This window comes from Roseimicrobium sp. ORNL1 (genome assembly GCF_011044495.1).
In the GTDB taxonomy this organism is placed as follows: Bacteria; Verrucomicrobiota; Verrucomicrobiia; order Verrucomicrobiales; family Verrucomicrobiaceae; genus Roseimicrobium.
Window position 1 is genome coordinate 2,049,181 of record NZ_CP049143.1, and the last position, 11,469, is coordinate 2,060,649.

At 60.3% G+C, this 11,469-nt stretch carries 4 protein-coding genes; 3 read left to right on the forward strand and 1 reads right to left on the reverse strand.

Annotated elements, in window-relative coordinates; all coding sequences use genetic code 11:
• Positions 1 to 67: 67 nt before the first annotated feature.
• The 3 genes from G5S37_RS08255 to G5S37_RS08265 all read left to right on the forward strand — a co-directional run bounded on the left by G5S37_RS08255 (position 68) and on the right by G5S37_RS08265 (position 9,566).
• Positions 68 to 1,402 (forward strand): sulfatase, encoded by a 1,335-nt coding sequence (locus G5S37_RS08255; RefSeq protein WP_165202608.1) that lies wholly within the window; start codon positions 68 to 70, stop codon positions 1,400 to 1,402.
• Between the two features lie 59 nt (positions 1,403 to 1,461).
• Positions 1,462 to 3,237: an arylsulfatase gene (locus tag G5S37_RS08260; RefSeq protein WP_165202610.1), complete on the forward strand. Its 1,776-nt coding sequence runs from the start codon at positions 1,462 to 1,464 to the stop codon at positions 3,235 to 3,237.
• A gap of 92 nt (positions 3,238 to 3,329) precedes the next feature.
• Positions 3,330 to 9,566, forward strand: a complete 6,237-nt coding sequence (locus G5S37_RS08265; RefSeq protein ID WP_165202612.1) for a hypothetical protein — start codon at positions 3,330 to 3,332, stop codon at positions 9,564 to 9,566.
• 28 nt (positions 9,567 to 9,594) lie between these two features.
• On the opposite strand, the gene G5S37_RS08270 is transcribed toward G5S37_RS08265, so the two are convergent.
• On the reverse strand, positions 9,595 to 11,457 hold the full coding sequence (locus G5S37_RS08270; protein WP_165202614.1) for an acyl-CoA dehydrogenase family protein: 1,863 nt from the start codon (positions 11,455 to 11,457) through the stop codon (positions 9,595 to 9,597).
• Positions 11,458 to 11,469: the final 12 nt, after the last annotated feature.

The window sequence follows — 11,469 nt, forward strand, 5'->3', positions numbered from 1 at the left end:
ATACTCTGCCCTGATCATGAGACATTTTGTATTGCTGTTTCTATTGCTTGCTTCGCTGTGCCCACGAATGGCTGCGGCTGAGGAGAAGCCAAACATCATCATCATTCTCGCGGATGATCTTGGCTGGGCGGACCTGCCTTCGTATGGCCATCCTTTTCATGAGACGCCGCATCTGGATCGCCTGGTGAAAGAGGGGATGCGTTTCACGCAATTCTACGCGGGGCCGGTATGCTCACCCACACGGGCCAACATGCAAAGCGGACAGGACCAGGCACGGTTTGGCATCACGCAGCATATTCCGGGGCATCGCAGGCCTTTTGCAAAACTCAGTGATCCCGAGGTGCCCAAGCAACTGCCACTGGAGGTAAAGACCTTTGCTGAGCGATTGGGAGCGGTAGGGTACAAGACGGGCTACTTCGGGAAGTGGCACCTGGGTGGTGAGGGTTTCGGCCCGGAGAAGCAGGGCTGGCAGACTGCGCTGGAGGCGAAGGGGAATGTGGTGTTGCCAAAAGTAAGTGGTAAACCGGAGCCGGAGCGTATGGCGGATTTCCTTTCGCAGAAGGCCACGGCGTTCATCGAGGAGCACAAGGAGGAGCCGTTCCTCCTGCAGGTCTCTCATGCGGCGGTGCACATCCCGCTTTCCACTACGCCAGCGCTTCAGGCGAAGTATGAGAGCAAGGCAAAGGCGGTGGGTTATCCGTGCAATCCTACCTACGCGGGACTGCTGGAAGAGCTGGACCAGAGCGTTGGCCGCATCATGGATACGGTGGAGCGCACCGGACTCGCGGAGAAGACGCTCATCATCTTCCTCTCGGACAATGGTGGACTGGAGCACGAGCAGAGCGGCAAGATCGTGACGACGAATCGACCACTACGTGGTGAGAAAGGTTCGCTGTACGAAGGTGGCATCCGGGTGCCGGCTATCATGCGCTGGACCGGTCATGTGCCGGCTGGCAGCGTGTGTGAGGTCCCGGCCATCACCACGGATCTGTATCCCACGCTGATGCGACTCGCGGGGGTGACTCTCAGCGACGCGGGTGCCGCGGGTTTGGATGGTACCAGCCTGGCCGCATTGCTGCAGGATCCGAAGGCGTCAATTGCACGTGACACGCTTTACTGGCATCTGCCGCACTATCACCACAGCACACCTGCCAGTGCCATCCGGCGTGGCGACTGGAAGTTGATTGAATTCTTCGAGAGCAATGAACTGGAGCTCTACAATCTGAAAGCAAATGCCGGTGAGAAGCTGAATATGGCCGCGATGGAAAAGGCCAAGGTCCAGGAACTGCACGCAGCGCTCGTCGAGTGGCGGCAGAAGGTCGGCGCGAGGATGCCTGTGCCGAATCCGAATTATGATGCCGCGCGAGCGGATGAACTGGGCAAAGGGAAACGGGAGGAGTAAGGCGTCACTTGGGCAGCAAAAGATGCAAGTGCACGGGGCCCTGCTTCGTCTAGCATCGGATGATGTGCCGCATCTTTCTTTCTCTTGCCCTGACTATCGCGCTAGTTGCCCGGGTTTCCGGAGCCACCGGGAAGCCGGACATCATTGTCATCTTGAGCGATGACATGGGCTTCAGCGACATCGGGTGCTATGGCGGTGAAATTGAGACGCCGAACCTGGATGCCCTGGCGAAGGGGGGGCTGAAATACACGCAATTCTACAACACGGCACGCTGCTGCCCGACGCGCGCGTCCTTGCTCACGGGATTGTATCCGCATCAGGCTGGCATCGGGCACATGATGGATGACAAGGGACTGGATGGCTATCGCGGCGAACTCAGCCGCAATGGAGCGACCATGGCGGAGGTGGTGAAACCTGCGGGCTACCGCACCTACATGGTGGGCAAGTGGCATGTGACGAAGAAGGTCAATCCCCAAGGTGAGAACGAGAAGAGCAACTGGCCGCTGCAGCGTGGCTTTGAGCGCTTCTACGGCACGATCCACGGAGCGGGCAGCTTCTTTGACCCGAACTCGCTGGTAAAAGATAACACGCTCATCTCACCCTACGCAGACCCGGACTACAAGCCAGAGCAGTACTACTACACAGATGCCATCAGCGACCACGCGGTGCGCTTCATTTCGGATCACGCGAAGGAGAACAAGGACAAGCCCCTCTTCATGTACGTGGCCTACACCGCCGCGCACTGGCCCATGCATGCGAAGGAGTCGGACATGGCGAAGTACAAGGGAAAGTATGCCGGAGGCTATGATGCCGTGAGGGCTGCGCGATTGAAAAAGGCGAGGGCACTGGGCGTGGTCGATGCGGACTGGGCCATCACACCGCAAGCAGGTGGCAAGTGGGACGAGGTGAAGGACCGTGCGTATGAGGAGCGCTGCATGGAGGTGTATGCCGCGATGGTGGATTGCATGGACCAGGGCATCGGGCGCATCGTGGCGGAGCTGAAGAAGCAGGGCCGGTATGAGAACACGCTCATCTTCTTCATGCAGGACAATGGCGGCTGCGCGGAGCCCATCGGCAGAGGCAAGGGGGGTGGCGCTGGAAATAAGAAGAAACCAAATGCCAACGCCAATGCGAACAACACTGCGGGCCCTGTGCTGCGGCGCGCCGACAAGCCCACGCTGCCACCGCTGGCGGCAGAGTATCTCCAGCCCGACATGATTCCCAAGCAGACACGCGATGGCTTTCCCATGCGCCAGGGTTATGGCGTCTTGCCGGGAGCGGCTGACACCTACTGCGGCTATGGCGAGGCGTGGGCGAATGTGAGTAACACGCCCTTCCGCGAATACAAACACTGGGTGCATGAGGGCGGCATCAGCACACCGTTGATTGCCCACTGGCCTGCAGGCACGGACCGTCCTGGGCGGCTGGTCAAAGCGCCCGCCCACCTTATCGATATCATGGCCACGGTGGTGGATGTGAGTGGTGCACCTTATCCCAAGGAGCAGAATGACACCGCCACCACTCCGATGGAGGGTGTGAGTCTGAAGGCGCCCTTTATGGGAGGAGATATAAGCCGTCCACAGCCCATCTTCTGGGAGCATGAAGGCAACCGCGCCGTACGTGAAGGCAAGTGGAAACTGGTGGCGAAAGGACCCCGTGGCGCGTGGGAACTGTATGACATGGAAGCAGACCGAACAGAGCTGCACGACCTCGCTGCCCCACATCAGGATGTCGTCACGGACCTGGCTGCGAAGTGGGAGACTTGGGCGAAACGGGCCCAGGTGATTCCGTGGATCTGGGGTGCGCCGTATGAGGAAGAGCGAGCGGGCAGGTAATCCGCCATCCTAGAGTCTATTGCCGTTTCCGATAACGAAACTTGGGACTCTGGATTGACCCGTTTGCGGACTCTGGTACAACGGGGCTACTTATGAAATTTCATGCCTTGGCGGCACGGCTGGTCCTGAGTGCGCTGGTTTGGGGAGGGAGCTACGCCCTTGCGGAGGAAGCTCCGCGCGCGGTGGCGCCGGAGGCGTCGGCGGCACTGGCGGAGCAGCGATTGAGGGAGTTTCCGGTGTTCAACCGGGCGTTCTATGGAGTGATGCTTGCTTGGGATGACTGGCAGGCGTTGGACAAGCGCTGGGCTGGAAAGCAGCAGGCCGAGCCCCGTTTCGCAATCTTGCGCGGGATGCTGGCGGAGCGGTTGGGGGATTTTGAGAGTGCGAGGCGGCACTATGCGGAAGGCCAGAAGACGGACTGGGCGCGGTACCACCAGGGGCGCTTTGCAGCGCTGATGGGAGACAAGGACCTGGCGGTATCCGAGCTCAAGGAGGTAGCGACGATGACCCGGGATCCGTGGCTCTTCCAGCAAGCAGCCCTGGCTCTTGGGGAAATCGCCATGCTGCGTGAGGGATACTCGGGAGGTGAAAAGGCCTATGCAGAGCTGTGGGAGCGCAGGCCGGAGTTCGCGATGCGCCTGCGCCTTTTGGAGCCCTTGTTGAGCCTGCGCGCGGAGAATGCAATCGCGGCGGGATGGCTGGCCACACTGAAGCCGGCAGAGTCACCCGCCCAGGGAGCGGGTATCACGAGCCAGGCGGAGCAGGCGCTGCTGTACTTTGAGGGGCAGAAGCTCCTGACGGGCTACACGGAGCCTCCCCCCTGGGTCGCGGAAATCCTGAAGCGCCCAGGAACGGAGGCGCCGCTGGCCGCTGCGTGGATATTCAGCGCGAGCCCCTCCTACCTGCAACTCCTCCTGCCCGAGGCGGACGATCAATGGGCGGTCATGCAGCGTCTCAGCGAGAAAGGTGTGATGGATGATACCATGGTGGGATGGTGGCTGACCGAGTGTCTGGTGCGCAAAGGTCCGGAGACTTTTCTGGCGGAGGCGGCCAGGCATCGGGATCGATTGCAAAAACAACCCCATCTCTTCATGGAGGCATGCGAGCTGGTGACTGCAAAAGATGCGGAGCTGGTTCGGTCCCGGCTGATGAAAGAGATCTTTGCCGAGGCGCCACCTGCCGTGTGGAACTGCCTTTCTCTGGCCCTTCGTTCTCGAGCCGGTGAGACTGCGGTGGCTCTGAAGCAAGATGCCTTGCGAGCCTGGCAGGAAGTCCGGGATGGAGAATGGGTGTTGCCCCGTCGTCGCATCACGGAGATAGGTGTGCGCGGCCTGAGGTCTGCGTCTTCTCCCGTGTGGGGCCAGGACACACGCCTGCAAAGTGCGGGAATGGAGGAACCTCTGTCCCAAGTGATCTGGAATCTGCGTGGAAAGGAATTCACCTCCGCGCTGAAAGTTCGATTCCAACAACGTCTGCCGGATGCCCTGGGCTACGAGGCGAGCTATCCGGACACCATGCCGCATCCGCTCACCCTGGATCCCGCAAAGGAGCCGGCGCGAGTGCCGATCAAAACACTGGCTGGGGCGGTGTGGGGCATGGACCTGCGGCGTTATCTCTGGGAGCAGAGAAGCTTCTTTGGGCTGGAAGAGGCGGGGACGCTTGAGCCGATGAGAAAACAAGGGGGCGAGCAAGCCGTCTTTGCGACGCTGGTGGATGCGCCATTCGAGGCTTCGCTGAAGCATTGCAGTGAAGCTACGGACCTTGGCAAGGCATCCCTGCTGCCCCTGCTGGCCTTGCGGCAGAAGCAGGAGGATCAGAACAAGGTGTCCATCTACCGTACGCCGCTGTCGCAGGAGACGCGTGCCTTGAGGAGTGCGGCGCATGTCCGGCTCGGGTCGGCCATTCGCACACGGCACCCCGAGTGGCTCCTGCTCGTCTGCCGGGATGGTGCGCCCCATGAGACGCTTCCTGCGGTGGATCCTGTAACTGTCGATGATCTGTTCGGGGCGATATACACCCACAACGTAAGTCGCGCGGAGTCTACCACCTCGGTGAATGCCGCGTGTGCGAAGCTGAACCCGGAGGTGGCAGAGGCCGGCAGGGCTGCAACCATCATGCGTGCCGCGTCTCTTCGGATGCTGGACCGTCTATTGCCGCACGGACTTGCGCACCTTTCGTGGCAGCCTTCCTTGAAGCGGGACTGGTCAGCCGCGCGCACTGTCGTTGCCAGGCACCCGGGGAAGGAGTCATTCTATGCCGCATCCGAACCGGCCCCGCTTTCAGAGTCGGCGCGGCGTTTGTCTCTTGCGGAAGAGATGCGAAACAGGGGAAGGGCACGGATGGTGACTCAGCCGAACCAGGGCCTCATGATCGGGTTCAGCACAATTTATGGCATGGCGTGGAGTGTTCCCTTCGACGCCCGTGAAAGGGAGTTCAAGGAACTCCGCGATCGCATTCCCGCGGTGAAGGAATACGAGGCCATCCTGGAAGCGCAACGTGCCCTGCGCATGCCTGCTCCAGCTGGCTCTGCCAATGTCCCCCGCGGTCCGGCATGGTCCAGCCCCTCCGACGCCTTGTTCAAGGAAATCGGCAAGCGGCTTGCAACGGTGAAGACTCCACGCGCGCAGCACGCTCTGGCACTTCTGGAGCGTGCGGGTGGCTCTGAGAAGGCGGCGTTGGAAATTGCCAAGGGCCTGGAGGGGCGCGAGGGAACGGCCGGCCTGCTGGCCGCAGCGATTGAGACTGGCAAATTCCCTCAAGGGACGTACCAGCCTTCGACCATCAACAAGGCGTACATCGCCCGCAGCAGTGTTGACATGGTGGAAGCCCTCGTGAGAGGCGAAGAAAACCTGCGGCACATTCGCAGGGGCAACGTGGAGCGATTGATGGAGCTCCATATGCGCAGTCTCAGGGGTGTCAGGCAGGATGACTTGTGCAAAGACATGTACCAAAACCTCAAGTCTGCCAGAGAGGACGGAGCAGCCTTTGCCAGCAAGGCGCGGTTGATGGCGATGCTGGCCAGGAAGTTGAAACTTCCGGATGACGAGGCAACAGACGCAGAGCTGCTCGATCTGCAGCTCAATCCAAACTGCGCGGACGCGTGGCTCTGGCGCGCCCGCCGCTATGCAAGCACCAAGAGTGCGAAGACCCAGGAAGAGCAGGCCCAGAATAGGAAGTGGGCCCAGGATCTCTTCATTGAGGGATTGAAGAGGATCGACTTTGAGAACGATCCCGGCATTTTCTACCTGTTGTATCCGCCTCACACGAACTGGTACAAGGAGATGTTCCAGAGCAATCGCACGGATGAATTGGCCGATGCCCTGGGCCAGGCTCTTCAGGCCACGAGGCATCATCAAGCGCGGCCTACAGCCGAGGAGGTGCTCTCCGCGATCCTGGATTCACCTGACACCGGAGCCCGTCCTGGCCGGGTGCAGCGACTGCTGGACATCGTAGAAAAGAATCAGCCGCATCTGCTCCGCTTCAGATATTCGGACAATGTGCACCGGGTGGCTTCGCTGGAATATCAGAATGCGCCAGACTCCGCGACTGCGTTCGCCCGGGCACTGCTGCTCTCCCGGTGGCCAGAGGATACAGGCGTGGGCGCAGAGAAGACTCTGGAAACAAGCTTCAATGAATGCAAGCAGCAGACCAACCTGGGGTGGATATGGGGAGCACCTGAGTATGTGGAGAAAAAAACGGAGGTCACCAGGATGATCGCCACGGCGCTGCGCGAACCGCACGGCACTTTTGTGGAGGACCTGTATCAGGTGGCGAAGGACTATCCCAAAGATGAGCAATCCATCACCGTGGCGTTGCTGGTGAAGGCCATGACCGGCCTGTTGCCGAAGGAGTATCTCTCGTTGCTGGACGACAGCGACGTCATGACGCGCATGCGTGTGGCCTGGAAGGTAAGCGCTTATGCCCCGCCGGAGAATCTCCCGCGCCGTGAACTGGCGGCGATGATGGTCGCTGGTCTGAAGGCGAATTTGCAGGATCCGCAAGCGCGCAAGCAGGTGGTTGCAGGACTTTCCGTGGCGCCTCGACTGGCGAAGGAATTGGAGCGACTAGGGACAAAAGAAGAGCTTGGCGAGGCGGCGGATGCGGTGGCGGTGTTCATCAACGAATCGCGGAAGGACGCGAATTTCCGCTTTACCTTCGGTTGGCGTCCCCTTTCGGAGATGGTGCTGGCACACGGCGCGGAGGTCTATCAGGAGTCCCTGCTCCAGCTCTGGGAAGAGAGTCTGCTCGACGACTCGCTTGCGTCGCGGACGCGCCAGCCGTGGGTTAGCAGCGTTTTGATAGACTACGAGTCTGCCTATGAGCAGATAGGCACGCGCCATGGACTCTTTCTGGCCAGAGGGGCGCTGAGGTCATGGTCGGAGCAATGGAAGGTGCTTGAAGGGAATCGTTTTACCGATGTTGCTCTCTGGGCCGTCTCCAACGATACCTTCAGGCTGGTGACACTGCTCTTGAAGGCAGGTGCTGTCGACGAACTGGAAGCACTTTCCAAGAAGCTGGATGCGGTGCCTTCGGGTCCTGGAATGGAATACCTGACAGAGCTTGCGACAGCAGTCCACCGCGTCCAGGGGCTGATAGCCGGTGGAGAGGACAGCGTGCCGCTCGCTGTGCTGAACGGGGAGCCGCGGGCACACCTGGGCGAGAGATTCAGGGTTGCCTGGCACCTTGATGCTGCGCTTACTGAAACTTCCTCCAGTGAAGTTGAATTTCGCGAGGAGGGGAATGTTCTTCCTGCTGCGTTCTCCCAATCCCTCGAAGAACTGATACTGCCGCAGCTTGATGGGAAGTATGATCTGGAGATCTACGCAGGCGCTCGTGAGAGTGTCATGCGTCCGATCGTTTCGCTGAAGGGTGTTACCGCGACTGGCAGCGTGGAACTTCCTGATTTGCCCGTGTCCGGCTGGATGCGTGCGGTGGTGACGGCGAATCGTTCCGGCGTTTCCGGCTTTGGAGCGGCGACGAGGTTCAGCACGGCGCCAGCGTTGATGAATTCACAGACCATGCCAGGTGCGGACGTGGTCCAGTGGGGACAAGGTGCGCGGGAGCAGTACGGCGTGCCCATCTCGCGGGCTGTGCCCACCGTTCCCGGTGCTGAGTACCTGATCACTCTGGGCGAGGAATCCCGCACGTCCGCGGGTGTCACGCAAAGACTGGAGCGGGTAACTCTGGTGGGGCTGAACAGCCGCAAGGAACCCGTGGCAGTATGGCATGCGAATGAAGAACTGCGGGAGGGTCTATCTTCAGAACAGAACAGGTCCTGGGTGCTGAAACCAGACCAGTGGGTGGCCGTCGATGGATGGATGGGACGGAGGAACCTGCAGGAACAGGCAGATGGGGAGGCCATTGTTTATCTTGCGCTGGCAGCGCGAGGTGAAGCTGCAGGGGATCGGACTCTCCAGCCGTTGATGGTGCAGCCGTTTGGCAAATTCTCCGGAGCGGCGGCACCTGCCGTGCTTGAGTCGGAGTTTCTGGCGCCCTTGGGGTTTCACATGGGAGCCTGGCATGTGTCGCACAGTGTGCCACGTGCCGCATTTTCAGCGAAGGGGCACATCACGATATACGATACCTCCACGGTACCCTGGAAGTTGCTGGGGATGCAACGATCCAACGCGATCCTGGGACGTGAGCTCATCTATGTCCTGAACGACAGCGAAGCGATCAGCCTGGAGATGCCCACGGGTGGCCGGAAAGGGTCGGCCATCCGGCGTATTCGCTGGACGGACAATCTGGAATACGAACAGCGCGAAAGGACCGAATTGCCCTTCACGATGGAGGTGCGTGAGTTGCACCCTGAAGGGAAGGGGCTGCTCATGGTGGGAATGAACGAACGTTCGAATGAATTCCGCGCTGCGTGGATCGATTCCAATGGCAAAGTGTCTGAACTCGTAACTGCGCGATCGGGACCGACTAGTGAAAAGCGCAAAATCGTCTGGTGGTCTGACGACGATCAAGTGGTGGTGCATGACAATGGCACGCTCTTCCATCTCAGTGTGAAGGATGGCCTGAGTCTCGTGAAATCGGAGCCGGGGACAGCAAGTGCCGAGTCCATGCCCAAGGGGGCTACCAGGGGCAAGGGACTCCGTGCAGCCTATTGGAGTTTGATCAAGCCGCGTCTGCTCGCGCGGCAGGATCCTCATACGCGCGAAGTGCTGGCCACGTACATCCTGCCAGAGAATTGCAAAGGATCACCCATCTGGCTCGGGGAGGAGGATGGCTATGTCATTCTCGCGACCGTGGGGAACAATATTATCCGCGTGAAACCGCCGAAAACCGAAGAGAAGAAACCGAATGCTGAATCAGCACCGAGATAGCCAGGTGAAGCCTTATCGCTGACACGGATTATGATTCCATCATCCGCTTCGCGACGAAGTATCCCTTGCTGTCTGTGCTACTGAACAAGGCGCGGAAGAGTTCGTTAGTTCTGGCTTCCACCAGTCTGCCGAGGTAGCTCACGAGTTCGGTGATACGGTCCACTTCGTCATGGGGGGTCATGGCATCTTCGATGATGCGTTGCGCGTGGGAAACGGCGCAGCTCAAGGCGAAGACGTCAGTGCCGATGTCCACGAGGCGGCCGAGCACGAGCTGTTGGCGCTCGAGCTTTGGGCCGAATTTCAGCATGGCGTGGAAGATGCCGCGGGCGAGGCGGCGGCTGCGGGAGCGCGCGATGCGCATGGGCCAGTCCAACGAAGGATGCAAGGCGCGATCATCGTTGTCATCCGAGAAGGGAATCCACTTGGACGGGTACCATGTGGCGTAGTGTTTTCCGGCGCGGAAAAAGACTTTCGCGCGTTCCTTTAGCGGCAGGGTGGGATTGAACATGGCCGCGCCCAGGCGCAGATGCGGGTCCAGCATTTCACGCGCGATGAAGAGGCGCATGATTTCGCTGCTGCCTTCAAAGATGGTATTGATGCGGGCATCGCGGAAGAAGCGCTCCACGGCGATCGCGGGTTCACCACGGGCGCGGAGGCTGTCGGCGGTTTCATAACCTCGACCACCGCGGATTTGCATGGTGTCATCCACGATCTCCCAGCATTTTTCGGAACTCCAGAGCTTGGCCAGCGCGGCTTCGAGTCGCACATCGGCCATCTTGTCCTTGTCCACGAGGGAGCTTACGTAGCGCACCATGGCCTCCATGGCGAAGCGATGTGCACCCATGCGCGCGAGTTTGTCGGCGATGGCGGCGTGCTTGCCGATGGGGGCACCCCATTGTTCGCGTTTCTTCGCCCAGTCGGTCGAAACTTCCACGCAACGTTTCGCGAGGCCGGCGCAGGCAGCGGGCAGGGTGATGCGGCCAGTGTTCAGCGTGGTGAGCGCGACCTTGAGTCCGCGGCCTTCACCACCGAGGATGTTCGCACGTGGCACGCGCACATTGGTGAAACGCATCACGCCATTGTAGAGGGCGCGCAGACCCATGAAGTGGCAGCGTCGCACGACTTCCACACCGGGAGCATGAGCCTCTACGATGAAGGCGGTGGTGGCGTTGGGATGCTTCGGCGTGGGAGTCTTCGCCATCACGACGAGAAGCCCGGCCTTGGTGCCATTCGTGCACCAGAGCTTTTCCCCATTGATGACGAAGTCATCTCCTTCTGGAAAGGCCAGGGTCTTCATGCGCGCCGGGTCAGAGCCCACGTCGGGCTCGGTCAAAGCAAAGGCGCTGATCTCCCCACCGGCGCAGCGAGGCAGGTATTTGGCCTTTTGCTCTTCCGTGCCGAACATGAGCAGCGGTTGCGGCACGCCGATGGATTGATGTGCGGAGAGCAAGGCAGCGAGATTTCCGCAGTAGCTGCCGAGCAGCATGGCGGCGCGTGAGTAGTTCGTCTGGCTCAGGCCGAGTCCGCCGTACTTCATGGGGATCTTGATGCCGAAGGCGCCGAGCTTGCGCAGACCATCCATCACTTCATCCGGGATTTCGCCTTCGCGGTCGATGGCATCGGGATCGACGTGTTCATCCAGGAAACGCTTCAAGCGTGCAAGGAAGGCATCGCCTTGATCGCGATCCTCCAACGATTGCACGGGGAAGGGGAGCAGACGGGAGCTGTCCGGTGTGCCATTGAAGATGGAGGCGGCGAAGCCAAGATTGCGCTCGCGATCGTCGCGGGCAGCCTCGGTCATTTCCAGAGCAGCGCGCTGCCCTTCCGACATCTTGGAGGTGTCGATCACCGACTTCGTATTCTCATCGGGTGGGGTGTGAGTGGGTTTCATGGCAGTCCACGG

Bases quoted from the DNA above. Each gene is read 5' to 3' on its own strand.
- G5S37_RS08260 (WP_165202610.1), top strand. From the start codon at position 1,462: ATGATGTGCCGCATCTTTCTTTCTCTTGCCCTGACTATCGCGCTAGTT.
- G5S37_RS08265 (WP_165202612.1), top strand. From the start codon at position 3,330: ATGAAATTTCATGCCTTGGCGGCACGGCTGGTCCTGAGTGCGCTGGTT.
- G5S37_RS08255 (WP_165202608.1), top strand. From the start codon at position 68: ATGGCTGCGGCTGAGGAGAAGCCAAACATCATCATCATTCTCGCGGAT.
- G5S37_RS08270 (WP_165202614.1), bottom strand. From the start codon at position 11,457: ATGAAACCCACTCACACCCCACCCGATGAGAATACGAAGTCGGTGATC.